This window comes from Stenotrophomonas sp. C9D9 (assembly GCF_056491205.1).
Window position 1 is genome coordinate 999,411 of sequence record NZ_JBSZIF010000006.1, and the last position, 14,372, is coordinate 1,013,782.

19 protein-coding genes, 1 tRNA gene and 1 pseudogene are annotated in these 14,372 nt (G+C 64.7%); 16 read left to right on the forward strand and 5 right to left on the reverse strand.

Annotation, left to right across the window (positions count from 1 at the left end):
* The first annotated feature begins 123 nt into the window (after positions 1–123).
* Complete coding sequence (locus ACXI0D_RS20145) at positions 124–345, forward strand: hypothetical protein (protein ID WP_121504535.1); 222 nt, start codon at positions 124–126, stop codon at positions 343–345.
* A gap of 140 nt (positions 346–485) precedes the next feature.
* Here the strand turns inward: ACXI0D_RS20145 and ACXI0D_RS20150 are convergent, their stop codons facing one another.
* The gene (locus tag ACXI0D_RS20150) at positions 486–743 is read right to left on the reverse strand and encodes a hypothetical protein (protein ID WP_479643115.1); all 258 of its coding nucleotides are present in this window, start codon (positions 741–743) and stop codon (positions 486–488) included.
* A 42-nt stretch (positions 744–785) separates the two neighbouring features.
* Positions 786–977, reverse strand: a pseudogene (locus tag ACXI0D_RS20155) (Cro/CI family transcriptional regulator); the annotation flags it as partial.
* Positions 978–1,050: 73 nt separating this feature from the next.
* Here ACXI0D_RS20155 and ACXI0D_RS20160 point away from each other — a divergent pair.
* From ACXI0D_RS20160 to ACXI0D_RS20180, 5 genes are all read left to right on the forward strand, one after another.
* Entirely contained in the window at positions 1,051–1,749 is a 699-nt protein-coding gene (locus ACXI0D_RS20160; RefSeq protein ID WP_168759671.1) for a S24 family peptidase, read from the forward strand.
* Positions 1,750–2,260: 511 nt separating this feature from the next.
* Positions 2,261–2,452 (forward strand): hypothetical protein, encoded by a 192-nt coding sequence (locus ACXI0D_RS20165; RefSeq protein ID WP_479643048.1) that lies wholly within the window; start codon positions 2,261–2,263, stop codon positions 2,450–2,452.
* 308 nt (positions 2,453–2,760) lie between these two features.
* Positions 2,761–2,970 carry a hypothetical protein gene (locus ACXI0D_RS20170; protein WP_253086122.1) on the forward strand — a complete coding sequence of 70 codons (210 nt, stop codon included), beginning with the start codon at positions 2,761–2,763 and terminating at the stop codon, positions 2,968–2,970.
* Positions 2,967–3,641 (forward strand): hypothetical protein, encoded by a 675-nt coding sequence (locus ACXI0D_RS20175; RefSeq protein WP_479643049.1) that lies wholly within the window; start codon positions 2,967–2,969, stop codon positions 3,639–3,641. The genes ACXI0D_RS20170 and ACXI0D_RS20175 overlap by 4 nt, the downstream gene beginning before the upstream one ends.
* The gene (locus ACXI0D_RS20180) at positions 3,642–4,226 is read left to right on the forward strand and encodes a hypothetical protein (protein ID WP_479643050.1); all 585 of its coding nucleotides are present in this window, start codon (positions 3,642–3,644) and stop codon (positions 4,224–4,226) included.
* Between the two features lie 19 nt (positions 4,227–4,245).
* On the opposite strand, the gene ACXI0D_RS20185 is transcribed toward ACXI0D_RS20180, so the two are convergent.
* On the reverse strand, positions 4,246–5,022 hold the full coding sequence (locus ACXI0D_RS20185) for a hypothetical protein (RefSeq protein ID WP_479643051.1): 777 nt from the start codon (positions 5,020–5,022) through the stop codon (positions 4,246–4,248).
* Positions 5,023–5,086: 64 nt separating this feature from the next.
* Here ACXI0D_RS20185 and ACXI0D_RS20190 point away from each other — a divergent pair, with 64 nt between their 5' ends.
* From ACXI0D_RS20190 to ACXI0D_RS20205, 4 genes are all read left to right on the forward strand, one after another.
* On the forward strand, positions 5,087–5,293 hold the full coding sequence (locus ACXI0D_RS20190; RefSeq protein ID WP_479643052.1) for a hypothetical protein: 207 nt from the start codon (positions 5,087–5,089) through the stop codon (positions 5,291–5,293).
* Positions 5,290–5,874, forward strand: a complete 585-nt coding sequence (locus ACXI0D_RS20195; protein WP_479643053.1) for a hypothetical protein — start codon at positions 5,290–5,292, stop codon at positions 5,872–5,874. The genes ACXI0D_RS20190 and ACXI0D_RS20195 overlap by 4 nt, the downstream gene beginning before the upstream one ends.
* Positions 5,871–6,188, forward strand: coding sequence for a hypothetical protein (locus ACXI0D_RS20200; RefSeq protein WP_479643054.1), 318 nt, complete (start codon positions 5,871–5,873; stop codon positions 6,186–6,188). The genes ACXI0D_RS20195 and ACXI0D_RS20200 overlap by 4 nt, the downstream gene beginning before the upstream one ends.
* A 180-nt stretch (positions 6,189–6,368) precedes the next feature.
* Positions 6,369–7,358 (forward strand): tyrosine-type recombinase/integrase, encoded by a 990-nt coding sequence (locus tag ACXI0D_RS20205; protein WP_479643055.1) that lies wholly within the window; start codon positions 6,369–6,371, stop codon positions 7,356–7,358.
* A gap of 2 nt (positions 7,359–7,360) precedes the next feature.
* Here ACXI0D_RS20205 and ACXI0D_RS20210 read toward each other — a convergent pair whose 3' ends face one another.
* Together ACXI0D_RS20210 and ACXI0D_RS20215 are read right to left on the reverse strand one after the other, a co-directional pair.
* Complete coding sequence (locus ACXI0D_RS20210) at positions 7,361–8,284, reverse strand: DUF2971 domain-containing protein (RefSeq protein ID WP_479643056.1); 924 nt, start codon at positions 8,282–8,284, stop codon at positions 7,361–7,363.
* 115 nt (positions 8,285–8,399) lie between these two features.
* Positions 8,400–8,476 (reverse strand) — tRNA-Arg (locus tag ACXI0D_RS20215).
* A 206-nt stretch (positions 8,477–8,682) separates the two neighbouring features.
* On the opposite strand from ACXI0D_RS20215, the gene amaB reads away from it, so the two are divergent.
* The 6 genes from amaB to murB all read left to right on the forward strand — a co-directional run bounded on the left by amaB (position 8,683) and on the right by murB (position 14,349).
* On the forward strand, positions 8,683–10,215 hold the full coding sequence (gene amaB / locus ACXI0D_RS20220; protein ID WP_049445849.1) for an L-piperidine-6-carboxylate dehydrogenase: 1,533 nt from the start codon (positions 8,683–8,685) through the stop codon (positions 10,213–10,215).
* Positions 10,215–11,018 (forward strand): SDR family NAD(P)-dependent oxidoreductase, encoded by an 804-nt coding sequence (locus ACXI0D_RS20225; protein ID WP_479643057.1) that lies wholly within the window; start codon positions 10,215–10,217, stop codon positions 11,016–11,018. Before amaB ends, ACXI0D_RS20225 begins: the two co-directional genes overlap by 1 nt.
* A gap of 137 nt (positions 11,019–11,155) precedes the next feature.
* Positions 11,156–11,440 (forward strand): DUF4190 domain-containing protein, encoded by a 285-nt coding sequence (locus ACXI0D_RS20230; RefSeq protein ID WP_049445846.1) that lies wholly within the window; start codon positions 11,156–11,158, stop codon positions 11,438–11,440.
* Positions 11,441–11,444: 4 nt separating this feature from the next.
* Positions 11,445–12,215: a class I SAM-dependent methyltransferase gene (locus ACXI0D_RS20235; RefSeq protein ID WP_479643058.1), complete on the forward strand. Its 771-nt coding sequence runs from the start codon at positions 11,445–11,447 to the stop codon at positions 12,213–12,215.
* An 8-nt stretch (positions 12,216–12,223) separates the two neighbouring features.
* The gene (locus ACXI0D_RS20240; RefSeq protein WP_014036956.1) at positions 12,224–13,279 is read left to right on the forward strand and encodes a quinone-dependent dihydroorotate dehydrogenase; all 1,056 of its coding nucleotides are present in this window, start codon (positions 12,224–12,226) and stop codon (positions 13,277–13,279) included.
* 8 nt (positions 13,280–13,287) lie between these two features.
* Positions 13,288–14,349: a UDP-N-acetylmuramate dehydrogenase gene (gene murB, locus ACXI0D_RS20245; protein ID WP_119007885.1), complete on the forward strand. Its 1,062-nt coding sequence runs from the start codon at positions 13,288–13,290 to the stop codon at positions 14,347–14,349.
* Positions 14,350–14,372 lie beyond the last annotated feature (23 nt).

The following is a 14,372-nucleotide window of genomic DNA, read 5'->3' on the forward strand; positions in this document are numbered from 1 at the left end:
TTCGGGCTGAGCCCGGGTGGCGCACGATCGGCGCCATGGAGATCAACAACTCACGGACGACGGGCGTCGCCCTCCTTGCGCTACGCTGGATGTGCCAACAACACAGCCCGCAAGGAGGGCGACATGAAGGACGAGCTGCTGGAGAACATCCAGACGTTGCTGCTGAGCCAGCGTGCGAGAGAAATCCGCATCAACACCAGCAGGGCCGAGTTTCCGGAGGACGTGGAGGAAATCGAGTTCGAGGGGAAGCTTGTCGAAGTGCTGACAAAACCAGCTGCGCTACGGTTGGCACTCAAGGAGCTGCAGGAGGCGAAGCGACTCATTGCGGAGTTCTCCGCCGGATAAGCGAGCCATCCGGGGCGGTACGCAAGTACTCGCGGATCGCCCTCTTTCGCTCATTCGCCAACAGGCGTTCCTGCGTCGTACGGATTTCACCAATCTCCGGCACTAGCCATTTGCGCAGCGCTTCACGAAGCCATCGCATATCAGGCCACCTCCATAGGGGCGATGCGCTCGGCATCGGGGTCTTCGTTCGCCGGCTGCGCCGGCTCCTGCTGCTCGGGGTGCCCAAGCAGCTTCATCACCTGCGGCAGCGCCGGGACCACGTCCTCATCCGCCCATGCCTCGACCTGCTCGACCGGGAGCTGCAGCAAAGTGGCCAGGTGCTTATCGCTGTCCATACCGAGCTTGGCGCGCAGCGCGCGCTTGGTGATGCGGCTGTCGATCTCTGCGCGCAACTGCACGACTTCCTCCTCTTGGGATCCCGCCGGGTCTGGCCCAAACACGTCTGGGCGGAGCTGGTGACGGGAGACCCCAGTCGCCAGCTCGATTGCGATGCAACGTTCTGCTGGAACGCGACAGCGGTCGTACCAACCGGATACCGACGGCGGCCTGATGCCAAGAAGCTGAGCAAGAGCCTGCTGGCTACCTGCCGACTGAACTGCTCTATCGAGGGCTGACATGTCCATGTCGTCCATTAGTCCACAGCTAACAGCTTATTGCAAGCTGACAGCTGCACGAATTCGATTAGTTACTAGCTAACCTGCCGTGATGGACATTCGAGAGATCCGCAGCCGCAACTTTCGCCACCTGATCGACGCCCTTGAAATGAAGGGCATCAAGGGGCGCCGGGATCAAGGCGCCCAGTTGGGGGGCTTCTTGTCCGCGTCGTACGTGTCCCAGCTACTCGGCGGGAAGTACATCGGCGACGACGTGGCCAAGAAGATCAGCAGCGCCCTGGGGAAGGACCATGGTTGGATGGACCGGCCCCAGTGGAGTGAAGACGGACAGGCGTCCGTCTCACCAATCCCGGAGAATGAGACGCCACCCGGCTATGTTCGCTTCGACTTGTTTGAAGGGGGTGCGGGAATGGGCGCAGGGATGGTCAACCAGGACTACCCAGAGGTGGTGAAGACCATCGAGGTCGCAGAATGGGAAGTCCGCAGGAAGCTCGGTTACCTACCCAAGCCTGGTCGCATCCAGATTATCACCGGCCGCGGGCCGTCGATGCGGCCCAAGCTTGAGGACGGCGACATTGTCTGGATCGACACCAGCTGTGACTACTTCGACGGTGACGACTACTACCTGATCAACATCGGTGGCGAGACGCAGATCAAGATGCTGCAGAAGCGCGGCGACGGTCTCTACGTCGTAAGCGTCAACACCGACTTCCCCGCCTACCGTCCGGATCCGGGCGACGTGAGCATCCTGGGGAAGGCACTGATCCACGCAGGACTGCGGAAGTTCTAGGGCAAACCCAGCTCGCCGCAACAGTAAAGGCCCCGTTTTAGCGGGGCCTTCTTTTTATCTGGGATCAGGCGCGATCAGCTTGTCGAATGGCGGCGCGAATGGTCGCCAAGGCGCCCTTGGGCTCCGGGGCCGCCTCGGTAGTTGCTACGGGCGGCACCGCTACACCACTAGGAGCGCGCGCCTCCGCGAGCGCATTGGCCCTGCGAAGCTCGGTGAGAATGCTCTGCAGCAAGGGCTTCATCCCGAAGATCGCGAATGGAACCAATATCCACAGCACAGCCAGTACTAGGCCCAGAACCCCGAAAAAGAGCGTAACCCCTGTAAAAGCCCACTCCATAGCCGTGCGCCCCTCCCAAGTTGATGCGGAACCGTAGCATGCGGGATGTCACACAACACCGCATTCATAAAAAACGTTAGCTAATAGCTGTTGACTAACGATTAGTTCATGACTAACGTATTCTCCAGTCGCCCAACATCACCCCATCCCGGGGCCGGGCGAAGGAGATCACGCATGGCCACCCTTTCCTTGGGCTGCCGATCGGCAGAGATGAAAGTCACCGCTGACCCCGTCAGCGAGCGCGTCGTCGCAGACATGGGCGCTGCCCGCCTGCACCTCACCGCCGACGAGGCGGAGCAACACGCGTGCCAGCTACTGGCAGCGGCCAAGCAGCTGCGCGCAGCGCAGCAGGGCGCCGCCGCATGAACGCCTCCCATGCCCACCACTCCGATGCACAGCGCGCGGCCGCCGCCGCAGGCATCGTCGCCCGAGCTGCCCGCCGTTGGGGTCTTCTCCCCGACCAGGTCGTCGTCGCCGCCAGCACCGCAGCGAACGCCGTTCTACGACATGGCCAGAGTGCAGCGGGTGCTGTCGCCGCCGCTCGCCGCGCAGCGCGCGGATCCCACCGCTCACGCCCTCGCCCCTGATCCCCTGCCCTGCGCTCGCCCCCTGTAGCGCAGGGAACCCGCGCCGGCCGGGTTCCAACAGCCGGCAACCCATTCCAGGAGTCCAGCGTGCGTAACCAGCTAGACATCTTCGATCACGACCCAGCCCGCATGGCAGCGGCCAACCGCGCCGCCGCCGAGCGCGCCCTCACTGACGTGCAGTTCACCGCCACCGTTCGGCAGGAACGCCACGAGTACTACCTGGGCGAAGCCGAACGCTGGGAACACCTCGCCGCGCACAGCGCGCGCTCCACCAACAGCAAGGACATGCAGGCATGAGCAACGACAACAAGACCCTGGCGGACGTGCAGCCCGGTGGGAGGGTGAGGCTGGGGGATCAGCTGCCGCCGCTGCCGTGCACGGACTACAGCGCGTATAGCGACGGATCCGAGCCGCTGTTCAACGCCGAGCAGATGCGGGACTACGCACGGGCCGCCCTCTCCGCCCAGCCCACCCCGGGTGGTCAGGGGGATGCGCTGAAGGCTCTGGATGATCTGGCTGCATTCTGTAGCGACGACACAGAAACGGTGGACCGCCATGTAGCCGTGATTCGTGACGACCTCGCCGCCCGCCAGCCGGTGGACGAGAATTACGAAGTGTGGGCACAGAACGCCGAGAACGTCGCGGCGGAGCTGACCGATGAGCGTGCCATCAAGGCATTGCGGTTCGCCGCCCGTGGCATCCGCAGTGCGGCCCGCCATCAGGTTCGCATCTACGGCTGCTGCGCCCAGCCGGAAGGTGAACTGCACACCGCTGAATGCCCGAACATGCGGCACCTCGCCGCCCGCCAGCCGGTGGGGGAATCCGATGCCTGCCTGCTGCCACAGATCGCCACCGAACCCATGCTCGATGCTGGTTGGCCTTGCGGTGAGATGATCGACCGCACGTTCGACCGGCAGGGTGCTTACGCAGACCTGGTGGCGGCGGCTTCCGCAAGCGCCCGCCAGTAGGTGGGACGCAGCTTCCAGGCTGGCGTGGCCGAATGGATGGGCCAGTGCTTCCTGCCGTCGCTCTACAGCAACATGACCGAGCGCGGCGACCGACTTCTGGAGGAGGTGCTGGAGCTGCTGCAGGCTCACGGCTACGACAAGGCGCGCGTGCCCACCCTGGTCGACTACGTGTTCGGTCGCCCGGTCGGCGATCCCTCGCAGGAAGTCGGCGGAGTCATGGTCACCCTGGCCGGCTACTGCTGGGTGGCTGGGCTGGACATGCATGCTGCTGGCGATACCGAGCTGGCCCGTATCAGCCAGCCCAAGGTAATGGCGAAGATCCGGGCCAAGCAGGAGGCAAAGAACGCCCTGCACTTCGACACGCCGCTGCCGGGCAGCTCCGATGCACCCGTGCCCGCGCAGGCCGTGGACCTGGGGGACTTCAAGGCCCTGTATCGAGCCTACGTGCGCCTGCTGGAGTCTGGCCGGGATCGCATCCGGGATCTTGGCGGCACCTGCGATCCGGTCGATGTGATGGAAACCAACGACGTAGATCTACAGGCTGCGCGTCGCGTCCTCGACAGCCAGGCGGTGGGCAATGGATAGGTTGCTACGCCCATCGCGATCAAGGGGAGTCATCCTTGCTGGCTGCGGCACCGCCGTGTTTGGAACTCAGCTCGTTATCAATCCCCGACTCAATGATCTCATCGCGGCAAGCAGCGCTTATCAGTCCAAGATCAATGATCATTGCGTCCAGCACCAAGCAAATAGCAGCACGATGAAGAATCAGATTCTGTTCATTCGGCTGGCCAATTCCGTTCTCGTACTCCTTGTTCAACGACTCGATCATGCCTACGGACCTAGCCAATGCTGGACCTTCGGCGTCACCCAAGTAGTGAAGTCGGTCGACCAAGCGGTCAGCCGTCGGAAATTCGATGGTAGCCAGACCTTTGATCACATCCGAACGGAAAATGTAGTCGTCCACGAACTTTTTCGATCCAACCGGATCTCCAATGGTCTGTCTAAGATCGCGGGCAATATTCTGATTTCGGCTCACTTCACCGTTCAGCTGCAAAAGCACAAGAACCCTTTCTTTCCGGTCCCTACTTCCCTGTCGATCTGCTTCACTCTTCGCAATCGATACGGCGAGGTTGCTTGCACGATTCGCTTCTGCGCCCAAGCGCCAAACAAAGTACGCAGACCCCGTTGTGACTCCGATTCCAATCCAAGCCACCGCGATCCCGACCGACGCCACAACTACTGCTGCCCAAGTTCCGCCCGCGGCCCAGGCATCCCACCAAACGACGCAGTCGCCCTGCCCGGGCGTCATGCAAGGGCTAAATCCGCTCCAGAGCGTCGTCAGAAAGCGCCAATCTACGAGATAGAAAATGATCAAGCCCATATCACACCGCCCCTAAATATCGGTGGGCATTCTGCCACGTTGCACGTGCGTATTGAGTTTGCCCATGGCTGACCAGCTTCTCACCGCTGCACAGGCCAAGCACACAGCGCGCGTGCTGATGACCGAGTGCCGGGCACGCCGGCATGGCCACGGCTTCTGGTTCGCCTTCCACGCTGCACAGCGCGCCCGCATCCGCGCCACTGCCTCCGTCCTGCTGCCGGCACCGCCGCGCGCACCGGCACTGCCGGCCCAACTGGACCTGTTCGCATGACCGCACCACTGCCCGTTTCCCCCACCACCGTTGTCGAGGCCACCAAGGCATCGTCGCCTGTCGCCGCGGTCATCGCTGCCATGCGGCGCGTCGATCCTGCCGGCGGAGCTGTTGCCGCCGACCAGGTGCGTGCTTGGGCCGACACCCTGATGACGGCGCTCTATACCGCGCATCCAGTGCGCTGGGAGTACCGCCACAAGGACGATCACGCGCCGGGCTGCTGGATGCAGGCAGACGCCGGCCACGTCTACGGCGGGCACCAGCGCGGCCTTGTCGTCCGCGCCCTGTTCGAGACCCCGCGCGTAATCCAGCCCGAGAAGGTCCACGACTTCCAGGGCAGGGTCTGCGTTCGCTGCGGCGACAGTGAGGACTGGGCCGGTCCCGATTGCTCCCCGCTGGTCAAGAAAGTCGACCCGCGCACCCTGCTCCCGTTCGATCCGAAATGGTTGGTCGAGCCGCTGGAATGGCTCAGGGATGCCCGCGCGAACCTCAACCCGTACGAACGCCGCAGGAGGGCGGAACAAGCCGCCTTCCTGCTGGGAAAGCTGGACGCCCACATCGAGGAGTGCAACAAGCCATGACCCAGGAACATATCAGCCACCCGGAAGGGTTGCCGAACTGCGCCGCCGGCCACCGCGCGCGGCACATCCACGACAAGCGCTGTGCGTCCGCCGGCGGCGGCCACCTGGTCGAGTGCGCCTGCAGGTCGACCAGCAAGCATGCCGACCCCGATGCAGCCATTGCTGCATGGCGCCGGCTCAACCGCCCGCCGCGTATCGCGCGGGCGCCAGCCCTGCCGGCCGTCGCCGACAACGTCGTGCAGTTCAACCTCAGCCTCGCCGAGCAGGCGCCGGCCAGGAGGAAAGCCGCGGGAGGGGCCAATGGGCGCCGCTGAAAGGCTCGATCTATCAGGGAAGGATTGGCTAACCGTTGAGGAGGCCGCCCATTACTGCGGCGTCTCAAACAGCCAGTTCAGGAAGAACGCCATGGGCTACGGGCTGACGCCCCGCCGCTTCATGGGAAAGCAGTTGTATGAAAAGGCGGCTCTCTATGCCGCGATCGAAGGTGCAGAGGAATGGCAAAGGTTCGACTCTACTGGCGCGGCAGCAAGGCCTACCTCGACTGGGCGGAAGGCGGCGAGCGCTTTCGCAGGTCCATTGGGCAACCTGACGCCCGTGAGGCGGAGAGAATACGTGCCGCGAAAGAAACAGAACTGACTCATGGGGTCCGGATCTTGGCGCGCCTGCCCAAGGTCCGCGACTACCTGGAGTGGTATCTGGACTGGTACGAGGCCGAGCACCCGACCACGATTTCGAAGGCTAGGAGCGAGGTGAAGCGATTCATCGAGCGCTTCGGCCACCGGCCGATCGACAGCATCCGAGCGGTCGAGGTGGAGCAGTACAAGCGCGCTAGGCTGCTGGACGACAAGGCGGCGAAGGAAACTGTGGGGAAGGAGATTCGACGGCTGAAGGCGGCGTTCAACCGCGGCGTCGAATGGAAAGAGCTGGACATGAACCCGCTAGCCTCAGTGAAAGCACCTCGCGGCGTGCGAAGCGTGGCAGTCAAGTTCTATGACCGGACGGCGATGCGCCGGCTGTATCGGGCGAACCTTGGGCGGGCGCCCCTGTGGCTCTTCATGGCCCACACTGGGCTGCGCCGGGGCGAGATCATCGGCCTGGAGAAAAGCTCAGTCGTGGCCGGCCGCCTCCTAGTTGAGAGCGACCCGGACGAGAGCGGTCAAGGTCGGACGAAGTCAGGGAAATGGCGGGAGGTCCCCCTCAACCGCTATGCCAGGTGGGCGTTGCGCCACCTGCCGGACCCCATTGTCACGGTGCACAAGGACACCGTGTCGGACTGGTTCAAGAAAGATTCGGAAACTGCTGGTGTGGGCGGTCATCTGCACAGGTTGCGCCACACGTTCTGCGCGCACATGGTGATGAGCGGTGTGCCTTTGCGACGTGTCCAAGTCCTAGCTGGACACGCAGACTACGCAACTACCGAGAAGTACTATGCCCACCTCACACCGGAAGGCGATGATCGCGCTGTATCAAAACTAAAATTCTGAAGCTATCGGTATGACGCAACAGACCGACTGAGTTCCACGCCAGAGTAGCCAAGAGTAGCGAGAAGGCGCGTCAACGCGTCCTCCCCGACGATTGCTCTAGGACCAATAACAACTTCCTTAACAGCATTCCGAGAAATCGGAACATCCAAATAGCAGATCGGAACAGACCCTCGCATTGTAAAATCCAGCTTGGGTTCACGCCCATCCGGCCAACTACTTGGCCCCTTGACCGGAACCAGTTCAACTCGATGGTTGTCATTCACCACTGCGTAGTGAACCAACCGGACTTCTGACTCCTCTGAAAACGCCGGATTCTTGAAAGCCACCAGATCAAGAGTGAGGAACCTAACCGCTAACGAAAAGCGATCGATCTGCGCACGCAGAAGGGGCTCCCAGCCACTCCCGTCATCTTGAAGCTGCTCTTCGGTCAATGACTCTTCCAGAGCCGGCTCAGGCTCCCCAATCAGCTGATGCAATTCGCGGAGATAGTCCACGCCATCAGCGATGCGTTCCGCCTGGAGCTGTCGGTCGTAGCAAACCTCTAACAGGGTTACCGGCATCGTCTGTAGCACGTACGGATCGAGGCCAATTGCGAATCCAGCACCGTTCTCAGCATACGCGCGCCACTGGCTGAGCACATCGCTTTGCGTCGAAAAGCAGGAGGCTAGGCAGACAGCACTGTTCATGGAACGCAACACAGCGGCGTCCATGAAGTCCATAAACTCTTCTGGCGCGTATTCCCGCTGCCGCTCCAACTCCTGAGCCAGTGCTTCGTGACCCCAATGGCGCTCCATGGAATCGTTCATCTGACTCACATCGCCCAATCGAAGTGAACTAGTCTTAAGAACCGCAAGGAGAGTCGCAGGCGAGCAGTAGTGATACAGCAGCCCGCCTTCGGTGGGGACATAAGCGGCAATGTTGTGCACTTTGAAGGATCCCTTAGTCCGTTGAGGGGGTGTGCCAACTGTGCCAAAAGACCGTCAAAGTGCGGCGAGTTATGGCAGCCACACCAAGTCACCATCAATCTAAGTCATTGATTTATGGTGACCCCGGCCCGATTCGAACGGGCGACCTTCCCCTTAGGAGGGGGACGCTCTATCCAGCTGAGCTACGGGGCCATGCAGCCGGGAAGTTTACAGGCAACGTGCCCTGCCCTCCAAGCATTCATGTCCGGCCCGGCTCCACTGGCATGTCCGGCCCGGCTCCGCTGGCGCGTTGCACCATGGCCGGACAGGGCGCTCTGCTACCATCGGCGATTCAGTTCATCGCGTCCCCCACCTGCCCGCGATGGCGCCAAACAACGTAACGAAACACAGGAGTCTGCATGTCTTCCGAGCTGCTCAAGTCCCTTGGCCTGGACGCGATCAACGCTGGCACGTACCTGGGCAACGGGGAGTGGTCGAGCGCGACCAGCGGTGAGCTGATCACCCCGGTCAACCCGACCACCGGCGAGCCGATCGCGCAGGTCCGCGCGACCACCGAGGCCGAGTACGAGACCGTCGTCGCCCGCGCCCAGGAAGCCTTCAAGGTCTGGCGCACCACGCCGGCCCCGCGCCGCGGTGAAGCCGTCCGCCTGTGCGGCGAAGCGCTGCGCAGGCACAAGGACGCCCTGGGTTCGCTGGTTGCCCTGGAAATGGGCAAGAGCAAGCCGGAAGGCGATGGCGAAGTGCAGGAGATGATCGACATCGCCGATTTCGCCGTCGGCCAGAGCCGCATGCTGTACGGCTACACCATGCATTCCGAGCGCCCCGGCCACCGCATGTACGAGCAGTACCACCCGCTGGGCCTGGTCGGCATCATCTCGGCCTTCAACTTCCCGGTTGCGGTGTGGAGCTGGAACTCGTTCCTGGCCGCCATCTGCGGCGACGTGTGCATCTGGAAGCCCTCCAACAAGACGCCGCTGACCGCCATCGCCTCGCTGAAGATCTGCAACGACGCCCTGCGCGAAGCCGGCTTCCCGGACATCTTCTTCCTGATCAACGATGCCGGCACCGCGCTGTCGGAAAAGATGGTCGATGACCGTCGCGTGCCGCTGATCAGCTTCACCGGCTCGACCCAGGTCGGCCGCACCGTCAACGAGAAGGTCGCGCGCCGCCTCGGCCGCTGCCTGCTGGAACTGGGCGGCAACAACGCCATCATCCTGGACGAAACCGCCGACCTGAAGCTGGCCGTGCCGGGCATCGTGTTCGGCGCCGTCGGCACCGCCGGCCAGCGCTGCACCACCACCCGCCGCCTGATCGTGCACCGCTCGATCTACGCCGACGTGCTGGCCACCCTGGTCAAGGCCTACAAGCAGGTGGAAGGCAAGATCGGCGACCCGACCGATGCCGCCAACCTGATGGGCCCGCTCAACAGCGACGGCGCCGTGCAGCAGTTCCTCGATGCGATCGCCCAGGCCAAGGCCGCCGGCGGCACCATCGAAACCGGCGGCACCCGCATCGACCGCGCCGGCAACTTCGTGCTGCCGGCGATCGTCTCCGGCCTGAAGAACAGCGACGCCGTGGTCCAGCACGAAACCTTCGCGCCGATCCTGTACGTGATGCCGTACGACAGCATCGACGAAGCCATCGACATGCAGAACGGCGTGCCGCAGGGCCTGTCGTCCTCGATCTTCACCCAGAACCTCAAGACTGCCGAGAAGTTCCTGTCGGCCGCCGGCAGCGACTGCGGCATCGCCAACATCAACATCGGCACGTCCGGTGCGGAGATCGGTGGTGCCTTCGGTGGCGAGAAGGACACCGGCGGTGGCCGCGAGTCCGGCTCGGATGCATGGAAGGTCTACATGCGCCGCCAGACCAACACCATCAACTATTCGGATTCGCTGCCGCTGGCCCAGGGCATCAAGTTCGACCTGTGATGGCAAACGACGCGGACACGTCCATGGGTCAGAGCCCCTCCGGGGCTCCGACCCTCGATTTCACCGGCCGCCGCGTGCTGATCGCCGGCGGCAGCAAGGGCATTGGCCGTGAAATGGCGCTGGCGTTTGCCGGCGCCGGTGCGCAGGTCTCGGTCTGCGCGCGCGGCCAGGCCGGTCTGGATGCCCTGCGCGCCGATGCACGGACGCAGGGCTTCGAACTGCACGCGTTCTCCGCCGATCTGGCCGACCCCGGCCAGATCCAGGCCTGGCTGCATGCCGCTGCCGACGCGCTCGGTGGCATCGACGTGCTGGTCAACAACGCCACCGGCTATGGCATGGCCGACGACGAGGACGGCTGGGCCGCCAGCCTGCAGATCGACCTGATGGCCGCCGTGCGCGCCTCGCGCCTGGCACTGCCGTGGCTGCGTGCCTCCAGCGACGCCTGCATCCTCAACCTGTCTTCGATTGCCGCGCAGCAGCCGCGTCCCGGTGGCGCGCCCTATGCCGCCGCCAAGGCCGCGCTTTCGCACTACACCACCTCGCAGGCGCTGGCGCTGGCCAAGGACCGGATCCGGGTGAATGCGATCGCGCCGGGCTCGATCGAGTTCGATGACGGCCTCTGGGACCGCCGCCGCACCGATGACCCCGCGCTGTACCACGGCACCCTGGCGAAGATTCCGTTCGGCCGCTTCGGCCACCCGCGCGAGATCGCCGACGCCGCCCTGTTCCTGTGCTCGCCGCTGGCGCGCTGGGTCACCGGCAGCGTGCTCAACGTGGATGGCGGCCAGGTGTTGATGGGCTGACACCGGCACCCGGTAGCTGCCAACCTTGGTTGGCATGCCTTTCGTCGACCCAGGTCGACGCCTGCCATCATGTCCGCCGGGCATGGGATTGCCGGGGCAGACACACTATCATGTGCACACTGCCAAGGAGGACCCCGATGAGCGTGGCACCCCGACAGACAAGCGCCCTGGCCGTGGTCAGCCTGGTCATGGGCATCGCCAGCTGGACCGTCCTGCCCTTCGTGGCCAGCATCGTCGCCATCATCACCGGCCACATGGCCCGCGCCGAAATCCGCCGCCGCCCGCACGAACTGGAAGGCGATGGCCTGGCCGTTACCGGCCTGGTACTCGGCTGGGTGATGGTCGGCGCCGTGATCGCCGCCATCCTGGTCTTCATCCTGTTCTTCGGCGGCCTGGCCTGGCTGGCGGCGGTGTCGAACTGACGCCATGACCACTTCCGACAGCACCGAACGCTTCAGCAGCCGCGTCGCCGACTACGTCCGCTACCGGCCCGACTACCCACCCGCGCTGCTGGAGTGGCTGCATGGCCCGATGGGTGTCAGCCAGCAGGCGCCTGTCGCCGACATCGGCGCCGGTACCGGTATTTCCAGCCGCCTGTTCCTGGCCAGCGGCCATCCCGTCGTCGCGGTTGAGCCCAATGCGGCCATGCGGGGCGCGGCCGAAGAATGGCTGGCACCGCAGTACCCGCAGTTCCGTGCGGTGGACGGCCGCGCCGAGGCCACCACACTGGACGATGCCAGCGTCGATCTGGTCAGCGTCGCGCAGGCCTTCCACTGGTTCGACACCGTGGCGGTGCGCGCCGAGTGGGAGCGCATCCTGCGTCCCGGCGGCCAGGCCCTGATCTACTGGAACTCGCGCCTGCTCGATGCCAGTCCGTTCCTGATCGGCTACGAACAGCTGCTGCTGGACTACGGCACCGACTATTCCGCCGTGGCCGAGCGCTACCAGGACGACGCCACCATGCAGGCCTGGTTCGGCGCAGGCCTGCGCGGCATGGTGGAGTTGCCCAACGTGCAGCACCTGGACTTCGATGCCCTGCGCGGGCGCCTGCTGTCCTCCTCCTACGCGCCCCAATCCGGTCATCCGCGCCACGCGCCGATGATCGACGCTCTGCAGCACCTGTTCGCCGCCCACGCGGTCGACGACCAGGTTGCTTTTGAATATCGAACCCGAGCCTTCCTCGGCACGCTGGACTGAACCGACGCATGTATTCGCTTGCCCGCCCCTTCCTGTTCTCGCTCGACGCCGAGCGCGCCCACGGCCTCGGCCTGTCCGCACTGGACCTGGCCTATCGCACCGGCACCACGCCGCTGCTGGCCGCACGCATCGCGCCGATGCCCAGCACGGTGTTCGGGCTGACGTTCCCCAACCCGGTCGGCCTGGCCGCCGGCCTGGACAAGAACGGCGAGCACATCGATGCATTGTTCGCGCTCGGCTTCGGCTTCGTCGAAATCGGCACCATCACCCCGCGCCCGCAGGCCGGCAATCCGCAGCCGCGCCTGTTCCGCCTGCCGGAACACAACGCGATCATCAACCGCATGGGCTTCAACAATGCGGGCGTGGACGCACTGGTGCGCAACGTGGAGCGCGCGCGCAATCGCCGCGGCCTGCTCGGCATCAACATCGGCAAGAACAAGGACACCCCGAACGAACAGGCCGTGGACGATTACATCGCCTGCCTGGACAAGGTGTACCCGCTGGCCGACTACATCACTGTCAACATTTCCTCGCCCAACACCGCAGGCCTGCGTGAACTGCAGGAAGAAACCGCGCTGCGCCAGCTGGTCAGCCAGCTGCGCGACCGCCAGGAAGACCTCGCGGCCCAGCATGGCCGCCGCGTGCCGATGCTGGTGAAGGTGGCGCCGGACCTCAGCGAACGCGACATCGATGCCGCCGCCCGCGTGCTGGGCGAACTGCAGGTGGACGGCGTGATCGCCACCAACACCACCATCGACCACAGCAAGGTGGCCGGCGACCCGTTGGCCAACGAGGCCGGTGGCCTGTCCGGTGCGCCGGTGCTGGAGCAGTCCACGCTGGTGCTGCGCCGCCTGCGTTCGCGCCTGCCCGAATCGGTGCCGCTGATCGGCGTCGGCGGCATCCTGTCCGGCGCCGATGCCGTGGCCAAGATGGCCGCAGGCGCGGCACTGGTGCAGTGCTACAGCGGCCTGATCTTCCGTGGCCCGGCACTGGTTTCCGAATGCGTGGAGGCGATCCGTCGCCGCCGCGAAGCGCCCAGCCGCGGCGCGGTGGCGCCGCTGTGAGCGCGCCCATGGACACCGTCGACGGCAACGCCCCCCTGCGCTGGACGCTCACCCGTAACGCGCCGCTGCAGGCACTGAATACCTTCCACGTGCAGGCCAGCGCCGCGCAGCTGCTGGAACTGCACGATGCCGCGCTGCTGCCGGAGGTGCTGGCACTGCCCGAGGTGGCCAACGGCTCGCTGCTGGTGCTGGGTGCCGGCAGCAACGTGCTGATCGCCGAGGACCTGCCGGGCACTGTGCTGGTGTTCGGCAACCGTGACATCAGTTTCCTTGAACACCGCGCCGACCACGCGGTGGTCCGCGCCGGTGCCGGTGTGCCGTGGCACGGCCTGGTGATGTGGTCGCTGCAGGAAGGCCTGTCCGGCCTGGAAAACCTGGCCCTTATTCCCGGTACGGCCGGTGCCGCGCCGATCCAGAACATCGGCGCCTATGGCGCGCAGGTCGGTGAGTTCATCCAGGCGGTCGAAGCCTGGGACTGCCAGGAGCAGGCCTGGGTGCGGCTGGACAACGAACAGTGTGGCTTCGCCTACCGCGACAGCGTGTTCAAGCAGCAGATGGACCGCTACCTGATCACCGCCATCGAACTGAAGCTGCCGCTGCTGCACGATCTGCGCATGGACTACGCCGGCATCCGCGACGAACTGCAGGCGCAGGGCGTGGAGCTGCCCGGTGCGGTGGACGTGGCCAATGCAGTGATCGCGATCCGCCGCCGCAAGCTGCCCGACCCGGATGTACTCGGCAACGCCGGCAGTTTCTTCAAGAACCCGGTGCTGCCGCTGGAACAGGTCGACGTGCTGCTGCAGCACTTCCCCGACCTGCCGGTGTTCCCCGCCGAGCAGGACGACAAGCGCAAGGTCTCTGCGGCCTGGATGATCGAATCCTGCGGCTGGAAGGGCTTCCGCGACGGCGATGCCGGCGTGGCCCCCAGCCATGCACTGGTGCTGGTCAACCACGGCAACGCCACCGGCGCTGAACTGCTGGCACTGGCGCGCCGCATTTCGGCCTCGGTGCTGGAAAAATTCGGCGTACCGATTGAACCGGAGCCCCGCCTGCTCGGCGCACAGTGGTGAACAGCCCCGCCCTTTCCCCCAGC

Coding starts and splice junctions, on each gene's coding strand:
- ACXI0D_RS20145 (WP_121504535.1), top strand. CDS start 124: ATGAAGGACGAGCTGCTGGAGAACATCCAGACGTTGCTGCTGAGCCAG.
- ACXI0D_RS20160 (WP_168759671.1), top strand. CDS start 1,051: ATGGACATTCGAGAGATCCGCAGCCGCAACTTTCGCCACCTGATCGAC.
- ACXI0D_RS20165 (WP_479643048.1), top strand. CDS start 2,261: ATGGCCACCCTTTCCTTGGGCTGCCGATCGGCAGAGATGAAAGTCACC.
- ACXI0D_RS20175 (WP_479643049.1), top strand. CDS start 2,967: ATGAGCAACGACAACAAGACCCTGGCGGACGTGCAGCCCGGTGGGAGG.
- ACXI0D_RS20185 (WP_479643051.1), bottom strand. CDS start 5,022: ATGGGCTTGATCATTTTCTATCTCGTAGATTGGCGCTTTCTGACGACG.
- ACXI0D_RS20190 (WP_479643052.1), top strand. CDS start 5,087: ATGGCTGACCAGCTTCTCACCGCTGCACAGGCCAAGCACACAGCGCGC.
- ACXI0D_RS20195 (WP_479643053.1), top strand. CDS start 5,290: ATGACCGCACCACTGCCCGTTTCCCCCACCACCGTTGTCGAGGCCACC.
- ACXI0D_RS20200 (WP_479643054.1), top strand. CDS start 5,871: ATGACCCAGGAACATATCAGCCACCCGGAAGGGTTGCCGAACTGCGCC.
- ACXI0D_RS20205 (WP_479643055.1), top strand. CDS start 6,369: ATGGCAAAGGTTCGACTCTACTGGCGCGGCAGCAAGGCCTACCTCGAC.
- amaB (WP_049445849.1), top strand. CDS start 8,683: ATGTCTTCCGAGCTGCTCAAGTCCCTTGGCCTGGACGCGATCAACGCT.
- ACXI0D_RS20225 (WP_479643057.1), top strand. CDS start 10,215: ATGGCAAACGACGCGGACACGTCCATGGGTCAGAGCCCCTCCGGGGCT.
- ACXI0D_RS20230 (WP_049445846.1), top strand. CDS start 11,156: ATGAGCGTGGCACCCCGACAGACAAGCGCCCTGGCCGTGGTCAGCCTG.
- ACXI0D_RS20235 (WP_479643058.1), top strand. CDS start 11,445: ATGACCACTTCCGACAGCACCGAACGCTTCAGCAGCCGCGTCGCCGAC.
- ACXI0D_RS20240 (WP_014036956.1), top strand. CDS start 12,224: ATGTATTCGCTTGCCCGCCCCTTCCTGTTCTCGCTCGACGCCGAGCGC.
- murB (WP_119007885.1), top strand. CDS start 13,288: ATGGACACCGTCGACGGCAACGCCCCCCTGCGCTGGACGCTCACCCGT.